The sequence below is a fragment of the Pseudomonas sp. HMSC067G02 genome (assembly GCF_001813485.1).
Lineage (GTDB): Bacteria > Pseudomonadota > Gammaproteobacteria > Pseudomonadales > Pseudomonadaceae > Pseudomonas > Pseudomonas aeruginosa.
The window spans coordinates 159,302-176,962 of record NZ_KV812666.1 but is presented as its reverse complement, the minus strand read 5'-3'; the positions used below and the strand labels follow the sequence as shown (position 1 = coordinate 176,962).

Genomic DNA, 17,661 nt, shown 5'->3' with positions numbered 1-17,661 from the left:
AGCGCGACATCAAGCTGAAGCTGATTCAGCCTGGTAAGCCCACGCAGAATGCCTTCATCAAGTCGTTCAACGGTAAGTTCCGGGACGAATGCCTCAATGAGCACTGGTTCTGTTCGCTGGCCGAAGCGAGAATCCGCATCGTGGCCTGGCGGCGGGATTACAACGAACACCGACCGCACAGCGCGATTGGCAATCTCACCCCGGCAGAATTTGCTGCAAGTTGGCGAACTCGCCAGCAGCAGCTGAAGCAGGAAAAATTAATATCAACCCCAGGGCCTACTAACTAGGCAGCGGTACTAAAACTGGGGCAGGTCACGCCTGACTGTTGCCTTCTTGGCCGATTGGAACGCAGCCCAGTAGAGACCTCAGCTAAGCAAAAAGCCCCTGCGGACTCGCGTCAGCAGGGGCTTTTACTTTCAAGCTACAGGCAAATTACTTTGGCCGAACCGCTTAACTCTGGCCGAAGTGGCAAATAACTTTGCCCGCCTACAACCTGTCACACGTCCAGGTTCGACACCGCCAGCGCGTTGCTTTCGATGAAGTCGCGGCGCGGCTCCACGGCATCGCCCATCAGGGTGTTGAAGATCTGGTCGGCGGCGATGGCGTCCTCGATGGTCACCTTGAGCATGCGCCGGACGTTCGGATCCATGGTGGTTTCCCACAGCTGCTCAGGGTTCATCTCGCCCAACCCCTTGTATCGCTGGATGCTGTGGCGCTTGGTACCTTCGGCCATCAGCCAGTCCAGGCCGTCCTTGAAGGCGCTGATCGGGCGCTTGCGCTCACCCTTCTGCACGTAGGCGCCGTCTTCCAGCAGGCTGTTCAGCTGGTCGCCGAGCAGCGACACCGAGCGGTAGTCATTGCTGGCGAAGAAGTCACGGTTGAAGGTGACGTAGCTGGACAGGCCGTGGGCCACCAGTTCCACCTCGGGCAGCCAGAGGTGGCGCTCGCGGTCTTCGCGCAGGCTGGCCTTGTAGGTCAGGCCAGACTTCTCGGCGGCGGTCAGGCGCGCCTGGAACTTCTCCAACCAGCCCTGCATGGCCGACTCGTTAGCCAGGTCGTCCACCGACACGGTAGGCAGGTAGATGAAGTGCTCGGTCAGCTCCTGGGGGTACAGGCGCGACAGGCGCTTGAGGGTGGCGATCACCCCGCGATACTCGTTGACCAGTTTCTCCAGCGCTGCCCCGGACAGGCCCGGAGCGTGCTCGTTGACGTGCAGGCTGGCGTCTTCCAGGGCCGACTGGGTCATGTACTCTTCCATGGCCTGGTCGTCCTTGATGTACTGCTCCTGCTTGCCGCGCTTGACCTTGTACAACGGGGGCTGGGCGATGTAGATGTAGCCACGCTCGATCAGCTCGGGCATCTGGCGGAAGAAGAAGGTCAACAGCAGGGTGCGGATGTGCGAACCGTCGACGTCAGCATCGGTCATGATGATGATGTTGTGGTAGCGCAGCTTGTCGATGTTGTACTCCTCGCGGCCGATGCCACAGCCCAGGGCGGTGATCAGCGTACCGACCTCCTGGGAGGAGAGCATCTTGTCGAAGCGTGCCTTCTCGACGTTGAGGATCTTGCCCTTGAGCGGCAGGATCGCCTGGGTCCGGCGATTACGGCCCTGCTTGGCGGAACCGCCCGCGGAGTCACCCTCCACGATGTACAGTTCGGAGAGCGCCGGGTCCTTTTCCTGGCAATCGGCCAGCTTGCCGGGCAGGCCGGCGATGTCCAGCGCGCCCTTGCGGCGGGTCATCTCGCGCGCCTTGCGCGCGGCCTCGCGGGCACGGGCGGCGTCGATCATCTTGCCGACCACGGCCTTGGCTTCGTTGGGATTCTCCAGCAGGAAGTCGGCGAAGTACTTGCCCATCTCCTGTTCCACCGCAGTCTTCACCTCGGAGGAGACCAGCTTGTCCTTGGTCTGCGAGCTGAACTTCGGGTCCGGTACCTTCACCGAGATGATCGCGGTGAGGCCTTCGCGGGCATCGTCGCCGGTGGTGGCGATCTTGAACTTCTTCGCCAGGCCTTCGGCCTCGATGTAGTTGTTCAGGTTACGCGTCAGCGCCGAACGGAAACCGGCCAGGTGGGTGCCGCCGTCACGCTGCGGGATGTTGTTGGTGAAGCAGAGCAGGTTCTCGTTGAAGCTGTCGTTCCACTGCAAGGCGACTTCCACACCCACGCCGTCCTCTTCACGCTGGACGTTGAAGTGGAATACCTCGTTCACCGCGGTCTTGTTGGTGTTCAGGTACTCGACGAAGGCCTTCAGACCGCCTTCGTACTTGAACAGCTCCTCCTTGCCGGTACGCTCGTCGCGCAGCAGGATGCCGACTCCGGAGTTGAGGAAGGACAGCTCGCGGATGCGCTTGGCCAGGATGTCCCAACTGAAGTGGATGTTGCTGAAGGTCTCCGGGGACGGCTTGAAGTGAACTTCGGTACCGGAGCCATCAGTCTCGCCCACTTCGCGCAGTGGGAACTGCGGAACGCCGTGGTGGTAGACCTGTTCCCAGACCTTGTTGTGGCGACGGATGGTCAGGCGCAGCTCATGGGAAAGCGCGTTCACCACCGAGACGCCCACACCGTGCAAGCCGCCGGACACCTTGTAGGTGTTGTCGTCGAACTTGCCGCCGGCGTGGAGGACGGTCATGATCACTTCCGCCGCAGAAACCCCTTCTTCCTTGTGGATATCCACCGGAATACCGCGTCCATTGTCGCGGACAGTGATCGACTCATCCGTATGGATGGTGATGCTGATTTCGCTGCAGTAACCGGCCAGCGCTTCGTCGATGGAGTTATCCACCACCTCGAACACCATGTGGTGCAGACCGGTGCCATCGTCGGTGTCGCCGATGTACATGCCGGGGCGCTTGCGTACGGCATCCAGCCCCTTCAGCACCTTGATGCTGGAAGAGTCGTACGTGTTGTTCTCGCTCATGCTTCACTCCCGATGGTCGTGGTCTGAGAGACTTTTCCATGTTCCACGTGGAACATGGATACCGGCGTATCCGTGCGCCAGCCGTCTTTCAATAGTTGCGGGTCCACGCAGGTGATGAATACCTGGCAACCCAAATCTTCAAGCAAGCGGCAAAGAGCCATTCGATGCTGCTCATCCAGTTCCGAGGGCAGGTCGTCCACCAGGTAGACGCACTGTCCGCGCTTGGCGCGATTGATCAGATGGCCTTGGGCGATGCGCAGGGCGCATACCACCAGCTTCTGCTGACCGCGCGAGAGAATCTCCGCAGCGTTATGACCTGCCAACCGTATGCGAAGATCCGCACGCTGCGGTCCCGCCTGGGTGTGGCCCATCTGCTGGTCGCGCAACAGGCTGGAAGCCAGGACCTCCAGGAGGTCCCGGTCCTTGTCCCAGCCTCGGTAGTAGCTAAGGGTCAGGTCATCCAGTGAAACCAATTCGGCGAGTGTTTCCTCGAATACCGGTTTCAACGCCTGGATATAGCTTCTGCGGTAGGCATCGATCTCATCGCTGGCCAGGCTCAATTCCCGGTCCCAGGCCGCTTGCGACGCGGGGTCCAGTTTACCATGCCGGAGCCAGGAGTTCCGCTGGCGCAGCGCCTTCTGCAGGCGCTGCCAGACGGGCAGAAACCGAGGTTCCACGTGGAACACTCCCCAATCGAGGAACTGTCGGCGGATCTTCGGCGCTCCCTCGAGCAACCGAAAGCTGTCCGGGTTGATCAGTTGCAGTGGGAGAGTTTCCGCCAATTGAGCCGCACTCCGGGCATTCTGCCCATCGATGCGGATGGTGAACTCGCCCTGGCGCTCACGGGAAATCCCCAGGTTGCTGGCGATGCCGTTGGCCAACATCACCTGGCCGAATACGGTGCAGGCCGCTTCCTCATACTGGATCACCGGCTGCAAGCGCGCACTGCGGAATGAACGCGCCAGGCCCAGCAGGTGGATGGCTTCGAGCACACTGGTCTTGCCGCTGCCATTATCGCCGTAGAGGATGTTGATGCGAGGGGAGGGGGAGAGGGTCACCGGGTGCAGGTTGCGCACCGCGGTGACCGAAACGCGGGTCAGGGACATTCAGCGTGATTAGAGGCGCATCGGCATGACGACATAGGCAGAATCGTCATTGTCGGCCTCGTGGACCAGGGCGCTGCTGTTGGAATCGGAAAGGATGAAGCGGACCTGCTCGGTACCGATCACACCCAGCACGTCGAGCAGGTAACTGACGTTGAAGCCGATCTCCAGGTTGCCGCCGTTGTACTCGACCTGCACTTCTTCCTCGGCCTCCTCCTGCTCCGGGTTGTTCGCCTGGATTTTCAGCAAACCGTTGGAAAGCTGCAGGCGAATGCCGCGGTACTTTTCGTTGGAGAGGATCGCGGTACGGCTGAAGGCTTCGCGCAGTTGCTGGCGGTCGCCGACCACCAGCTTGTCGCCACCGCGCGGCAGTACGCGTTCGTAGTCCGGGAACTTGCCGTCCACCAGCTTCGAAGTGAAGGTGAATTCGCCAGTGGTGGCACGGATATGGTGCTGGCCCAGGACGATGCCGACTTCGCCGTCCTGCTCGGTGAGCAGACGAGCCAGTTCGAGGATGCCTTTGCGCGGCACGATCACCTGGTGGCGGTCCTGCGACGGGATCTGCGCATCCAGCGAGCACATGGCCAGTCGGTGGCCGTCGGTGGCGACGGAGCGCAGGGTGCCACCGTTCACTTCCAGCAGCATGCCGTTGAGGTAGTAACGCACGTCCTGCTGGGCCATGGCGAAGCTGGTGCGGTCGATCAGGCGACGCAGCTTGCTCTGGGCAATGCTGAAGTTCAGCGAGCCGGGACCTTCCTCTACGGTGGGGAAATCGTTGGCCGGCAGGGTGGACAGGGTGAAGCGGCTACGCCCGGCCTTCACCAGGAGTTTCTGCTCTTCGACACGGATGTCGATCAGCACGTCGTTCGGCAGGCTCTTGCAGATGTCCATCAGCTTGCGCGCCGGTACGGTGATCTCGCCGGGTTCGGCGGCATCTTCCAGTACCACGCGACCAACCAGCTCGACCTCGAGGTCGGTGCCGGTCAGCGACAGTTGCTGGCCTTCGACCACCAGCAGGACGTTGGAGAGAACCGGCAATGTCTGGCGGCGTTCCACGACGCCGGCGACCAGTTGCAGCGGTTTCAACAGGGCTTCGCGTTGAATGGTGAAATGCATGGTCTAGTCCCTTGCCTCGTGGGCTGCGTCAGGTTGTCAGGGTACGCAGCAGGTTCTTGTAGTCCTCGCGGATATCCGCGTCGGATTCCCTAAGTTGAGCGATCTTACGACAGGCGTGCAACACCGTGGTGTGATCCCGACCGCCGAAGGCCACGCCGATCTCCGGCAGGCTGTGGTTGGTCAGCTCCTTGGAGAGCGCCATGGCCACCTGGCGCGGGCGCGCCACCGAGCGCGAACGCCGCTTGGACAACAGATCGGATATCTTGATCTTGTAGTACTCGGCGACGGTGCGCTGGATGTTGTCGATGCTGACCAGCTTGTCCTGAAGGGCCAACAGGTCCTTCAGCGACTCGCGAATCAGCTCGATGGTGATCGGCCGGCCCATGAAGTGCGAGTGGGCGATCACCCGCTTCAGCGCACCTTCCAGTTCGCGCACGTTGGAACGGATGCGCTGGGCGATGAAGAAGGCCGCATCGTGCGGCAGCTCGATCTTCGCCTGCTCAGCCTTCTTCATCAGGATCGCCACCCGGGTTTCCAGTTCCGGCGGCTCGACGGCCACCGTCAGGCCCCAGCCGAAGCGGGACTTCAGCCGCTCTTCCAGGCCTTCGATTTCCTTCGGATAGCGGTCGCTGGTGAGGATCACCTGCTGGCCGCCTTCGAGAAGGGCATTGAAGGTGTGGAAGAACTCCTCCTGGGAGCGCTCCTTACGGGCGAAGAACTGGATGTCGTCGATCAACAGTGCGTCCACCGAGCGGTAGAAGCGCTTGAATTCGTTGATGGCGTTGAGCTGCAAGGCCTTCACCATGTCCGCGACGAAACGTTCCGAATGCAGGTAAACCACCTTGGCGTTCGGGTTCTTCTTCAGCAGGTGGTTGCCCACCGCATGCATCAGGTGGGTCTTGCCCAGGCCGACGCCACCGTAGAGGAACAGCGGGTTGTAGCCGTGCTTGAGGTTGTCCGCCACCTGCCAGGCGGCGGCACGGGCCAACTGGTTGGACTTGCCCTCGACGAAGTTCTCGAAGGTGAAGGTACGGTTGAGATAGCTGGTGTGCTTCAGCGCGCCTTCGACCTGGACGTTGCGCTCGGTGCGTACCGCAGGCGCGGCTCCGGCCGGCATGGCGGCGGCCAGCGGATCGATGCTGGGTTCTTCCGCCTCGTAGGGGTCGCTCGACACGCTGGGAGCCGTCGTCACTGGCGGCAGCTCTTCACGTGGCACCACCACGGGCGCGGCCGATACCGGCTGCACTGGCGCCGGCGGCGGAGCAACCGGAGGCGGGGGAGCCACGTGGGTCTGCGATGGGACGATGGCGGCGCGCGGCGTACGGCTACGCTTGCTGCCTATTAATAAGGAAAGGGCGGGCAACTGACCCTCGCCGCGTTCACCGAGCAGTTCCAGAAGCCGACCGAGGTATTTCTCGTTCACCCAATCGAGGACGAAACGGTTGGGTGCATACACACGCAATTCGTCGCCTTCGGCTTCGACCTGCAAGGGACGGATCCAGGTGTTGAATTGTTGGGACGGCAGCTCATCGCGGAGAAGATCCACGCACTGCTGCCAAAGTTCCACGGACACGGATATCCCCCAAAGATTGGAAAGGCGGCACAACGAAATAAGCGCCTATTGTAGCCGGACGGGCCGGACTTATCCACATGCCGATGCGCTGAGGCCCCAAGCAAATCAAGACCTTAATAAAAGCAGGCAGGCCGACGGACGGTCGTCCTGTACTTTGTGGATAACCCTTGCTTTGAAGGGGGTACATCCCTGCGCACAGCCGTGTGGAAAAAACCGCTGTGGATAACCATCTCGTTCATCCCCAGGCTTCGCTCAGGAAGGAAACAGCCTCGACACCGGTTCTCGACAACCTTTTGCCTGCCGGAGAAACACGCAGTTGCTGGGCTTCGTCGAGTTATGCACAGAAAAGCGCCGTCCCAAGAGCATTAACCGTTTCTATCCTTTAAAAGAAAAATGACTTCCTTGTATCTATCTATTACGTCATCGCTGGTTGGAAATTGACCTGCCCGTTCGATTTCACTAGAATCGCCGGTCTCTTTAAACGGGGTCACTGCGACCTCAAGTCGTCAACCCAGGTACCGAATCATGAAACGTACTTTCCAACCCAGCACCCTCAAGCGCGCTCGCGTCCACGGTTTCCGCGCCCGTATGGCCACCAAGAACGGCCGTCAGGTTCTGTCGCGTCGTCGCGCCAAAGGCCGTAAGCGTCTGACCGTCTGATTTATCCGGTACGGGTGGTGAGTCGGGACTTCGACCGGGACAAGCGTCTACTGACAGCCCGGCAATTCAGCGCAGTCTTCGACTCTCCGACCGGCAAGGTCCCCGGCAAGCACGTCCTGCTGCTGGCGCGCGAGAACGGTCTCGATCACCCCCGCCTGGGCCTGGTGATCGGCAAGAAGAACGTCAAGCTCGCCGTCCAGCGCAATCGCCTCAAACGCCTGATCCGCGAATCGTTCCGCCATAACCAGGAAGTCCTGGCTGGCTGGGATATCGTGGTGATCGCGCGCAAAGGCCTGGGCGAACTGGAAAATCCGGAGCTGCACCAGCAGTTCGGCAAGCTCTGGAAACGCCTGTTGCGCAATCGACCTCGCACGGAAAGCCCTGCTGACGCCCCTGGCGTGGCCGACGGTACTCATGCATAGGTCGATGCCCGCGCATCCCGATCCCTGTAGTGTCATCCCCCCTTCGATGACCCGGCACCGTCGTTCCCAGCCAAGTTGTACTTCCCTAGCGTACGAGGCTATCGCGCAGCATGGCCCGCGACGCAATGGTCGCCCGAGTGCGGTTTCCTCCACTCGGCTCCATCACTGGCAATCCCGTAGCCGCGATCTGCTACTGTCAGTTTCCTTCAAGCACCGCCCTTTCTCGATGGCCGAGTAACCATGGACATTCAACGCTCGATTCTCATCGTCGCCCTTGCAGTCGTGTCCTACCTGCTGGTTCTCCAGTGGAACAAGGATTACGGTCAGCCTGAGCTGCCCGCCGCCAGCGCTTCGATGAACACCACGCAAGGCCTGCCGGACACTCCGTCCGCCTCGGGCACCAGCAGTGACGTTCCCACTGCCCAGAGCAGCGCGGCCGGCAGCGAAGCCGCCGACAAGCCGGTTGCGGTCAGCGACAAGCTGATCCAGGTGAAGACCGACGTCCTCGACCTGGCCATCGATCCCCGTGGCGGCGATATCGTCCAGCTCGGCCTGTTGCAGTATCCGCGCCGCCTGGACCGTCCGGACGTGCCGTTCCCGCTGTTCGACAACGGTCGCGAACGTACCTACCTGGCGCAGAGCGGCCTCACCGGTGCCGACGGCCCGGACGCCAGCAGCGCCGGCCGCCCGCTGTTCCACAGTGCGCAGAGCAGCTACCAGTTGGCCGACGGCCAGAACGAACTGGTCGTGGACCTGAGCTTCAGCCACGACGGTGTCAACTACATCAAGCGCTTCACCTTCCACCGTGGCCTGAAAGCCGATTGCTCGGACAAGGAAAAGGCTCAGAAGAAGATCGAGTGCATCAATGAAAACGCCTATCAGGTCGGCGTCAGCTACCTGATCGACAACCAGAGCGGCAAGACCTGGAGCGGCAACCTGTTCGCCCAGCTCAAGCGCGACGGCAGCGCCGACCCGTCCTCGACCACCGCCACCGGGGTGTCCACCTACCTCGGCGCCGCGGTCTGGACCCCGGATTCGCCGTACAAGAAGATCTCCACCAAGGACATGGACAAGGAACAGTTCAAGGAGTCCGTGCAGGGTGGCTGGGTCGCCTGGCTGCAACACTACTTCGTGACCGCCTGGGTTCCGACCAAGGGCGAGCAGCACCAGGTCATGACCCGCAAGGACGGCCAGGGCAACTACATCGTCGGTTTCACCGGCCCGACCCTGAGCGTTCCGGCGGGTAGCAAGGTGGAAACCGACCTGACCCTGTATGCCGGCCCGAAACTCCAGAAGCACCTGAAGGAACTCTCCCCGGGCCTGGAACTGACCGTCGACTACGGTTTCCTCTGGTTCATCGCCCAGCCGATCTTCTGGCTGCTGCAACATATCCACAGCCTGATCGGCAACTGGGGCTGGTCGATCATCGCCCTGACCGTCCTGATCAAGCTGGCCTTCTTCCCGTTGTCCGCCGCCAGCTACCGTTCGATGGCGCGCATGCGCGCGGTGTCGCCGAAGATGCAGGCGATCAAGGAACAGCACGGCGACGATCGGCAGAAGATGTCCCAGGCGATGATGGAGCTGTACAAGAAGGAGAAGATCAATCCGCTGGGCGGCTGCCTGCCGATCCTGGTCCAGATGCCGGTCTTCCTCTCCCTCTACTGGGTACTCCTGGAAAGCGTGGAAATGCGCCAGGCGCCGTGGCTCGGCTGGATCACCGACCTGTCGGTGAAGGATCCGTTCTTCATCCTGCCGATCGTCATGGGCGGCACCATGCTGATCCAGCAGATGCTCAACCCGACCCCGCCGGACCCGATGCAGGCCAAGGTGATGAAGCTGATGCCGATCATCTTCACCTTCTTCTTCCTCTGGTTCCCAGCCGGTCTGGTGCTGTACTGGGTGGTCAACAACTGCCTGTCGATCGCTCAGCAGTGGTACATTACCCGCAAGATCGAGGCAGCCGCGAAGACCGCCTGACGTCTATCGCGAAAACTGTCCACAACAAGACGCCCCCTCGAGGGGCGTCTTGCTATCCGGAGATATCCACATGCAAGCCGCCACCGAAACCATCGTCGCGATAGCTACTGCCCAGGGCCGCGGCGGCGTGGGAATCGTCCGCGTCTCCGGCCCCCTCGCCGGACAGATGGCCGTGGCCGTGAGCGGACGCCAGCTGAAAGCCCGGCATGCGCATTACGGACCGTTCCTCGATGCCGGTGGGCAGGTGATCGACGAAGGCCTGTCACTGTATTTCCCCGGCCCGAACTCGTTCACCGGCGAAGACGTACTCGAACTGCAGGGGCACGGCGGCCCCGTGGTACTCGACCTGCTGGTGCAGCGTTGTCTGGAACTGGGTGCCCGCCAGGCGCGACCGGGCGAGTTCAGCGAGCGCGCGTTCCTCAACGACAAGCTCGACCTGGCCCAGGCCGAAGCCATCGCCGATCTGATCGAGGCCAGCTCGGAGCAGGCCGCGCGCAATGCATTGCGTTCCCTGCAGGGCGAATTCTCGCGCCGGGTACATGCATTGACCGAGCAACTGATTTCCCTGCGCATCTATGTTGAAGCCGCCATCGACTTCCCCGAGGAAGAAATCGACTTCCTCGCCGATGGCCATGTACTGGGGCTTCTGGAAAAAGTACGCACAGAATTATCCACAGTGCAGCGCGAAGCTTCCCAAGGCGCCCTGCTGCGCGACGGCATGACCGTGGTCATCGCCGGACGACCGAATGCCGGCAAGTCCAGCCTGCTGAATGCCCTGGCCGGTCGCGAGGCGGCCATCGTCACGGACATAGCCGGCACCACCCGCGATGTACTGCGCGAACATATCCACATCGATGGCATGCCCCTGCATGTGGTGGACACCGCAGGCCTGCGGGATACCGAGGACCATGTGGAAAAGATCGGCGTGGAACGTGCGCTGAAAGCCATCGGCGAAGCCGATCGCGTGCTGCTGGTGGTGGACGCCACCGCCCCGGAAGCAGCGGACCCGTTTTCCCTATGGCCGGAGTTTCTCGACCAGCGACCGGAACCGGGCAAGGTCACCCTGATCCGCAACAAGGCGGATTTGTCCACAGAGTCCATTGGCCTCGAGGAAAGCGCGGACGGCCACGTCACCATCACCCTCTCGGCGCGCACCGGCGCCGGCCTGGAGCTGCTGCGCGAACACCTGAAGGCCTGCATGGGCTTCGAACAGACCGCGGAAAGCGGTTTCAGCGCCCGCCGGCGCCACCTGGAGGCGCTGCGCCAGGCTGGCCAGGCGCTGGAGCATGGCCACAGCCAACTTATCCACAATGGCGCAGGCGAGCTGCTGGCCGAGAATCTGCGCCAGGCCCAGCAGCACCTGGGTGAAATCACCGGCGCATTCACCCCCGACGACCTGCTGGGTCGCATCTTCTCGAGTTTCTGCATCGGCAAGTAATGGGGCTCGGCCCACGCCGAGTTGTGGATAACCAGGGCAAGGTTCGCTCCGGTTCTGCGTACTTTCCTTTCACTGTGCCCCTTGCCGCCGACACTCAACCACGCAGGCATGGATTGCCGGCGCGCCGCTTCGTCCCCGAGAAAACCATCTGCGCCGATGTCGGTCTGCATGGGATGGATATCCACCTGGGAGAGGTTTATGCACAGGCACCGCGCTCCGATCCGGAGTCCGCGAAGGCGCTGCGCTGTGGTCAATCTCCCTCTCGAACGGCGTATCTATCCCGTTGTCTCGCCTGGCGCTATCGCCACGCGCCGGGACGTTCCGTGCACGCAAGACAACCCGGTAAGCGATTTACCCACAAGCCTGGAAGAGATTCTGCGAAAAGAGCTGTTGCAGACCCTGGACTCCGTCGATACCGGCCAGGCGCGGCCCTCGCCTTCGGCTCCCAAGGCGTCCCAGGGCGAGCACTCGGACACTACAACATGGAGATCGTAGCCAACCTGGCGGTATGGCTCGGCGGCGAATGCCATGTCGGACAGATGATCGACTGGTTCGGCAGTTACGACCGCACTAGCGGGCTCAGTGCTCGGCTACTGCTGCGCAAACCCGCTAACGAGGGCTCCGAGCGGGATTTCCAGGTCTCCGCCAAGCGCCGCTTCGAGCGCCTGTCGTCATCCATCGATACGCTGGAAAGCGGCAACGACTGAGCCTTTCCCACGCCTTTCCACCTCCTTCTTCCTACCTGGCTGCGGTCCTGCCGCGGCCCGGATACGCTCGCCTGAAACCTGTGGAAAACCCCAGGGACAGGAGGGTAGATAAACCCGCCGAAGCTCTGTGCATAACTCCACATGTTGATAACGAGCCATTCCATCCACAGCTAAAAAACGCTTATCAACAGGGCCCAGATAGGGTTTGGGACAGCCTTATCATTCGCTACAGGCTATGTCTTTACTGGGCTCGACGTACTTATCAACAGAAAAGCCGCTGCTAAGTAATAAACACAAGTTCTAAAAAGATATAAACATTCCTTTCCTTTTATTTTTTGTAAGCCCGCCGAGCCGTTTTGCTCCCTCGATCTGGATTGGCTATTTTTTGTCCAGGAGTCTTCATTCAGGTTCGCTAAATCCTTATACTGTCCGGCTTTCCTGAATTCCTGCTTCTGAACAGGCCGAGGTGCGTGGTGGATTTTCCTACCCGTTTTGACGTAATCGTGATCGGCGGTGGCCATGCAGGCACCGAAGCCGCACTCGCGGCTGCGCGCATGGGTGTGAAAACCCTGCTGTTGACCCACAATGTGGAAACCCTGGGGCAGATGAGCTGCAACCCCGCCATCGGCGGCATCGGCAAGAGCCATCTGGTCAAGGAAATCGACGCCCTTGGCGGCGCCATGGCCGAAGCCACCGACAAGGGCGGTATCCAGTTCCGCATCCTTAACAGCCGCAAGGGGCCGGCAGTGCGCGCCACTCGTGCACAAGCCGATCGCGTGCTCTATAAGGCCGCTATCCGCCATACACTGGAAAACCAGCCGAACCTGTGGATATTCCAGCAGGCCTGCGACGACCTGATCGTCGAGCAGGATCAGGTCCGCGGCGTAGTGACCCAGATGGGACTGCGCTTCCATGCCGACAACGTGGTCCTGACTACCGGCACCTTCCTCGGCGGACTTATCCACATCGGCCTGGAGAACTACTCAGGCGGACGCGCCGGCGACCCGCCGTCCATCGCACTGGCGCGTCGTCTGCGTGAATTGCCGCTGCGGGTCGGCCGGCTGAAGACCGGTACGCCGCCGCGGATCGACGGGCGCAGCGTGGACTTCTCGGTGATGACCGAGCAGCCGGGCGACACGCCGATCCCGGTGATGTCCTTCCTCGGTTCGAAGGAACAGCATCCCGAGCAGGTCAGTTGCTGGATCACCCATACCAACGCCCGGACCCACGAGATCATCGCCGCCAATCTCGATCGTTCGCCGATGTATTCCGGTGTGATCGAAGGCATCGGCCCGCGCTACTGCCCTTCGATCGAAGACAAGATCCATCGCTTCGCCGACAAGGAAAGCCACCAGGTCTTCCTCGAGCCGGAAGGCCTGACGACCCACGAGCTGTATCCCAACGGCATTTCCACGTCCCTGCCGTTCGACGTGCAACTGCAGATCGTGCGTTCCATCCGTGGCATGGAAAACGCCCACATCGTGCGGCCGGGCTATGCGATCGAGTACGACTTCTTCGATCCCCGCGATCTCAGGTACAGCCTGGAGACCAAGGTCATCGGCGGCCTGTTCTTCGCCGGCCAGATCAACGGCACCACCGGCTACGAGGAAGCTGGCGCCCAGGGCCTGCTGGCCGGCGCCAATGCTGCGTTGCGTTCGCAAGGCAAGGACAGCTGGTGCCCGCGCCGCGACGAGGCCTACATCGGCGTGCTGGTGGACGACCTGATCACGCTCGGCACCCAGGAGCCGTACCGCATGTTCACCTCGCGGGCGGAATACCGCCTGATCCTCCGCGAGGACAACGCCGACCTGCGTCTCACCGAGAAGGGACGCGAGCTGGGCCTTGTCGACGATCGGCGCTGGGCTGCCTTCGAAACCAAGCGCGAAGGTATCGAACGCGAGGAACAGCGGCTGAAGAGCACCTGGGTGCGGCCGAATACCCCGCAGGGCGACGCCATCGCCGAGCGCTTCGGTACGCCGCTGACCCATGAATACAACCTGCTCAACCTGCTGAGCCGCCCCGAGATCGATTACGCCGGCCTGGTGGAGATCACCGGCGACGCTGTGGATAACCCCCAGGTGGCCGAGCAGGTGGAGATTCGCACCAAGTACGCCGGCTACATCGACCGCCAGCAGGAGGAAATCGCCCGGCTGCGCGCCAGCGAAGATACCCGCCTGCCTGTGGATATCGATTACCTGGGGATTTCCGGCCTGTCGAAGGAAATCCAGAACAAGCTGAACCAGGCCCGTCCGGAAACCCTCGGACAGGCTTCGCGAATCCCCGGCGTCACGCCGGCTGCGATTTCGCTGTTGTTGATCCACCTGAAGAAGCGTGCCTCTGGCCGCCAACTGGAGCAGAGCGCTTGATGTCTGCGGTAACCCAACACCACGCCGACGAACTCGCGCGCGGTGCTGACGAGCTAGGCGTCGCCCTCGACGCCGACAAGCAACGCCAGCTGCTGGCCTACTTGGCCCTGCTGATCAAATGGAACAAGGCCTACAACCTGACCGCCGTACGCGACCCGGACGAGATGGTTTCGCGCCACCTGCTCGACAGCCTGAGCATCGTGCCTTACGCCGAGGCTGGGGATAACTGGCTGGATGTCGGCAGCGGCGGCGGCATGCCCGGCGTGCCGCTGGCCATCCTGTTCCCGGAAAAGCGCCTGACCTTGCTCGACAGCAACGGCAAGAAGACCCGCTTCCTGACCCAGGTGAAGCTCGAGCTGAAGCTGGCCAACCTCGAAGTCGTGCACAGCCGGGTGGAAGCCTTCCGTCCCGAGAGCCCCTTCGATGGCATCGTTTCCCGCGCTTTCAGCAGCCTGGAGGACTTCGCCAACTGGACCCGCCACCTCGGTGGCCAGGAAACCCGCTGGCTGGCGATGAAGGGCGTGCATCCGAACGAAGAGCTGGCGGCACTCCCGGAGGATTTCCGGGTCGAAGCCGAGCACGCGCTGGCGGTACCCGGTTGCCAAGGTCAGCGGCATCTGCTGATACTGCGGCGCACAGCATGAGGGGGAACAGGGATAACCATGGCTAAGGTATTCGCGATCGCCAACCAGAAAGGCGGTGTCGGCAAGACCACGACCTGTATCAACCTCGCGGCCTCCCTCGTGGCGACCAAGCGCCGCGTCCTCCTGCTGGACCTGGATCCCCAGGGCAACGCCACCACCGGCAGCGGCATCGACAAGCACAACCTGGAGCACTCCATCTACGACGTGCTCACCGGTGAGTGCAACCTCGCCGAGGCCATGCAGTTCTCCGAACACGGCGGCTACCAGTTGTTGCCGGCCAACCGCGACCTGACCGCCGCGGAAGTGGTGCTGCTGGAAATGGACATGAAGGAAAATCGCCTGCGCAACGCGCTGGCGCCGATCCGCGAGAACTACGACTACATCCTCATCGACTGCCCGCCGTCGCTGTCGATGCTCACCGTCAACGCGCTGACCGCCGCCGACGGCGTGATCATCCCCATGCAGTGCGAGTACTACGCGCTGGAGGGGCTGACCGACCTGATGAACAGCATCCAGCGCATCGGCCAGTTGCTCAACCCGACGCTGAAGATCGAGGGGCTGTTGCGGACCATGTACGATCCGCGCATCAGCCTGACCAACGATGTCTCCGCGCAGTTGCAGGAGCATTTCGGCGACACCCTCTACAGCACCGTCATCCCGCGTAACGTGCGCCTCGCCGAAGCCCCCAGCTTCGGCATGCCGGCGCTGGTTTACGACAAGCAATCCCGCGGCGCCATCGCCTACCTGGCGCTGGCCGGCGAGCTGGTCCGCCGCCAGCGCGCCAAAGGCCGCGCCGCAACCGCATAAGGAACCCGCATGGCAGCCAAGAAACGTGGACTGGGACGCGGGCTCGATGCCCTGCTGGGCGGCTCGAGTCCCGCCAAACTGCAGGAAGAAGCCGTACAGGCCGACCGCCGCGAGTTGCAGCAGATCCCCCTCGACCTGATGCAGCGCGGCAAGTACCAGCCGCGTCGCGACATGGACCCTCAGGCGCTGGAGGAACTGGCGCAGTCGATCAAGGCCCAGGGCGTGATGCAGCCCATCGTGGTGCGGCCGATCGCCAATGGCCGCTACGAGATCATCGCCGGCGAGCGGCGCTGGCGGGCCAGCCAGCAGGCCGGACTGGAAAAGATCCCGGCGCTGGTGCGCGACGTGCCGGACGAAGCGGCCATCGCCATGGCGCTGATCGAGAACATCCAGCGCGAGGACCTCAACCCGATCGAGGAAGCCGCTGCCCTGCAACGCCTGCAGCAGGAGTTCCAGCTGACCCAGCAGCAGGTCGCGGAAGCGGTCGGCAAGTCGCGCGCGACCATTACCAACCTGCTGCGCCTGATCGGCCTGCCGGAAGAGATCAAGACCCTGCTTTCCCATGGCGACCTGGAAATGGGCCATGCCCGTGCGCTCCTCGGTCTGCCGGCAGAACGGCAGGTGGAAGGGGCGCGACATGTTGTCGCACATGGGCTGACCGTACGTCAGACCGAAGCCCTGGTTCGGCAGTGGACGCATGCCCCGAGCAAGCCTGCGGGACCGGTCAAGAGCGACCCGGACATCGCCCGCCTGGAACAGCGCCTGGCCGAGCGCCTGGGCGCTTCGGTGCAGATCCGGCATGGTCAGAAGGGCAAGGGACAGCTGGTCATCCGCTACAGCTCCCTGGATGAACTGCAGGGCGTTCTCGCCCACATCCGTTGACACACTTTGGGTTGTAGCGGGTAGTCGGAAATCACTACCAGCCAGTTGAACAGGGGGGACTCCCCCCCTATACTCTGCGCGCTATTTTGTGGGCACTTTTTATGCCAAGTCGTTGATTTGGCAGTGCCGACACCAGAAGACTGAGAGCGCGATGGAGTCCCGCATGCCAAGTCGCCTGCCGGCATTCAGATTGCTGCTCGTCCAACTGGTAGTAGTGCTTGTTGCTGCGATCTCCCTGTGGATTTCTTGGGGACCGGTAGCCGGATATTCCGGACTGCTGGGAGGGATGATCGCCTGGTTGCCGAATTGTTATTTCGCCTACAAAGCGTTCCGTTTCAGCGGAGCGCGGGCTGCCCGGGAAATCGTTCGCTCTTTCTATGCGGGCGAAGCCGGGAAACTGATTCTGACGGCGGTGCTCTTCGCACTGGCGTTCGCAGGCGTGAAGCCACTGATGGCGCCGGCTCTGTTCGGTGTCTATCTGCTGACCCTGATGGTCAGCTGGTGCGCACCCCTGCTGATGGGAAAAACATTTACAAGACCTTAGAGCGATTGAGGCAAACATGGCAGCAGAAACCGCTTCGGGTTACATCCAGCACCACTTGCAGAACCTGACCTTCGGGCGTCTGCCTAATGGTGATTGGGGGTTCGCCCACACCGCCGAGCAAGCCAAGGAAATGGGCTTCTGGGCATTCCACGTAGACACCCTGGGCTGGTCGGTACTGCTCGGCGTGGTGTTCCTGTTCATCTTCCGCCTGGCAGCCAAGAAGGCCACCAGCGGCCAGCCGGGTGGACTGCAGAACTTCGTCGAGGTGATGGTCGAGTTCGTCGACACCAGCGTCAAGGACACCTTCCACGGGCGCAACCCGTTGATCGCGCCCCTGGCCCTGACCGTGTTCGTCTGGATCTTCCTGCTCAACCTGATCGACCTGGTTCCGGTGGACTACCTGCCGATGCTGGCCGCGAAGATCACCGGCGACGAGCACCTGTTCTTCCGCGCGGTGGCCACCACCGACCCGAACGCCACCCTCGGCCTGTCGATCTCGGTGTTC

General features: G+C 62.1%; 14 protein-coding genes and 2 pseudogenes. 12 read left to right on the top strand and 4 right to left on the bottom strand.

Translation table 11 applies throughout. The features are described 5' to 3' along the window. Positions 1–287: pseudogene (locus HMPREF2914_RS31535) on the top strand (transposase); the annotation flags it as partial. Between the two features lie 209 nt (positions 288–496). Here HMPREF2914_RS31535 and gyrB read toward each other — a convergent pair. From gyrB to dnaA, 4 genes and pseudogenes are all read right to left on the bottom strand, one after another. Further along, the gene (gene gyrB, locus HMPREF2914_RS13115; RefSeq protein WP_003097268.1) at positions 497–2,917 is read right to left on the bottom strand and encodes a DNA topoisomerase (ATP-hydrolyzing) subunit B; all 2,421 of its coding nucleotides are present in this window, start codon (positions 2,915–2,917) and stop codon (positions 497–499) included. A 3-nt stretch (positions 2,918–2,920) separates the two neighbouring features. Beyond that, a pseudogene (gene recF, locus HMPREF2914_RS13110) lies at positions 2,921–4,023 on the bottom strand (DNA replication/repair protein RecF). A 9-nt stretch (positions 4,024–4,032) separates the two neighbouring features. Further along, a complete protein-coding gene (gene dnaN, locus HMPREF2914_RS13105) occupies positions 4,033–5,136 on the bottom strand; it encodes a DNA polymerase III subunit beta (protein WP_003097262.1) in 1,104 nt (367 codons plus the stop codon). Positions 5,137–5,164: 28 nt separating this feature from the next. Continuing rightward, a complete protein-coding gene (gene dnaA, locus HMPREF2914_RS13100) occupies positions 5,165–6,709 on the bottom strand; it encodes a chromosomal replication initiator protein DnaA (protein ID WP_023083824.1) in 1,545 nt (514 codons plus the stop codon). 525 nt (positions 6,710–7,234) lie between these two features. On the opposite strand from dnaA, the gene rpmH reads away from it, so the two are divergent. The 11 genes from rpmH to HMPREF2914_RS13045 form a co-directional block, all read left to right on the top strand. Next, positions 7,235–7,369 carry a 50S ribosomal protein L34 gene (rpmH, locus tag HMPREF2914_RS13095; protein ID WP_003100258.1) on the top strand — a complete coding sequence of 45 codons (135 nt, stop codon included), beginning with the start codon at positions 7,235–7,237 and terminating at the stop codon, positions 7,367–7,369. Between the two features lie 14 nt (positions 7,370–7,383). Then, complete coding sequence (gene rnpA, locus HMPREF2914_RS13090; RefSeq protein WP_023092815.1) at positions 7,384–7,791, top strand: ribonuclease P protein component; 408 nt, start codon at positions 7,384–7,386, stop codon at positions 7,789–7,791. Between the two features lie 240 nt (positions 7,792–8,031). After that, entirely contained in the window at positions 8,032–9,768 is a 1,737-nt protein-coding gene (gene yidC, locus HMPREF2914_RS13085) for a membrane protein insertase YidC (protein ID WP_003097255.1), read from the top strand. 70 nt (positions 9,769–9,838) lie between these two features. Beyond that, entirely contained in the window at positions 9,839–11,206 is a 1,368-nt protein-coding gene (mnmE, locus tag HMPREF2914_RS13080; protein ID WP_023092814.1) for a tRNA uridine-5-carboxymethylaminomethyl(34) synthesis GTPase MnmE, read from the top strand. 482 nt (positions 11,207–11,688) lie between these two features. Further along, positions 11,689–11,913: a hypothetical protein gene (locus HMPREF2914_RS32755; protein WP_003097251.1), complete on the top strand. Its 225-nt coding sequence runs from the start codon at positions 11,689–11,691 to the stop codon at positions 11,911–11,913. A 473-nt stretch (positions 11,914–12,386) separates the two neighbouring features. Further along, positions 12,387–14,279 carry a tRNA uridine-5-carboxymethylaminomethyl(34) synthesis enzyme MnmG gene (mnmG, locus tag HMPREF2914_RS13070; RefSeq protein ID WP_023092813.1) on the top strand — a complete coding sequence of 631 codons (1,893 nt, stop codon included), beginning with the start codon at positions 12,387–12,389 and terminating at the stop codon, positions 14,277–14,279. Further along, a complete protein-coding gene (rsmG, locus tag HMPREF2914_RS13065) occupies positions 14,279–14,923 on the top strand; it encodes a 16S rRNA (guanine(527)-N(7))-methyltransferase RsmG (RefSeq protein WP_003100242.1) in 645 nt (214 codons plus the stop codon). The genes mnmG and rsmG overlap by 1 nt, the downstream gene beginning before the upstream one ends. 18 nt (positions 14,924–14,941) lie before the next feature. Continuing rightward, the gene (soj, locus tag HMPREF2914_RS13060; protein ID WP_003097243.1) at positions 14,942–15,730 is read left to right on the top strand and encodes a chromosome partitioning protein Soj; all 789 of its coding nucleotides are present in this window, start codon (positions 14,942–14,944) and stop codon (positions 15,728–15,730) included. A gap of 9 nt (positions 15,731–15,739) precedes the next feature. Further along, positions 15,740–16,612: a ParB/RepB/Spo0J family partition protein gene (locus HMPREF2914_RS13055; RefSeq protein WP_023092812.1), complete on the top strand. Its 873-nt coding sequence runs from the start codon at positions 15,740–15,742 to the stop codon at positions 16,610–16,612. 163 nt (positions 16,613–16,775) lie between these two features. Further along, entirely contained in the window at positions 16,776–17,156 is a 381-nt protein-coding gene (locus tag HMPREF2914_RS13050; RefSeq protein ID WP_003097239.1) for a F0F1 ATP synthase subunit I, read from the top strand. 16 nt (positions 17,157–17,172) lie between these two features. Next, a partial coding sequence (locus HMPREF2914_RS13045; RefSeq protein WP_139148207.1) for a FoF1 ATP synthase subunit A occupies positions 17,173–17,661 on the top strand: 489 nt, incomplete at its 3' end.

Excerpts from the sequence above, each read along its gene's own strand:
- HMPREF2914_RS13055 (WP_023092812.1), top strand. The coding sequence starts at position 15,740 with ATGGCAGCCAAGAAACGTGGACTGGGACGCGGGCTCGATGCCCTGCTG.
- rsmG (WP_003100242.1), top strand. The coding sequence starts at position 14,279 with ATGTCTGCGGTAACCCAACACCACGCCGACGAACTCGCGCGCGGTGCT.
- dnaN (WP_003097262.1), bottom strand. The coding sequence starts at position 5,136 with ATGCATTTCACCATTCAACGCGAAGCCCTGTTGAAACCGCTGCAACTG.
- HMPREF2914_RS32755 (WP_003097251.1), top strand. The coding sequence starts at position 11,689 with ATGGAGATCGTAGCCAACCTGGCGGTATGGCTCGGCGGCGAATGCCAT.
- gyrB (WP_003097268.1), bottom strand. The coding sequence starts at position 2,917 with ATGAGCGAGAACAACACGTACGACTCTTCCAGCATCAAGGTGCTGAAG.
- rpmH (WP_003100258.1), top strand. The coding sequence starts at position 7,235 with ATGAAACGTACTTTCCAACCCAGCACCCTCAAGCGCGCTCGCGTCCAC.
- HMPREF2914_RS13050 (WP_003097239.1), top strand. The coding sequence starts at position 16,776 with ATGCCAAGTCGCCTGCCGGCATTCAGATTGCTGCTCGTCCAACTGGTA.
- soj (WP_003097243.1), top strand. The coding sequence starts at position 14,942 with ATGGCTAAGGTATTCGCGATCGCCAACCAGAAAGGCGGTGTCGGCAAG.
- mnmE (WP_023092814.1), top strand. The coding sequence starts at position 9,839 with ATGCAAGCCGCCACCGAAACCATCGTCGCGATAGCTACTGCCCAGGGC.
- yidC (WP_003097255.1), top strand. The coding sequence starts at position 8,032 with ATGGACATTCAACGCTCGATTCTCATCGTCGCCCTTGCAGTCGTGTCC.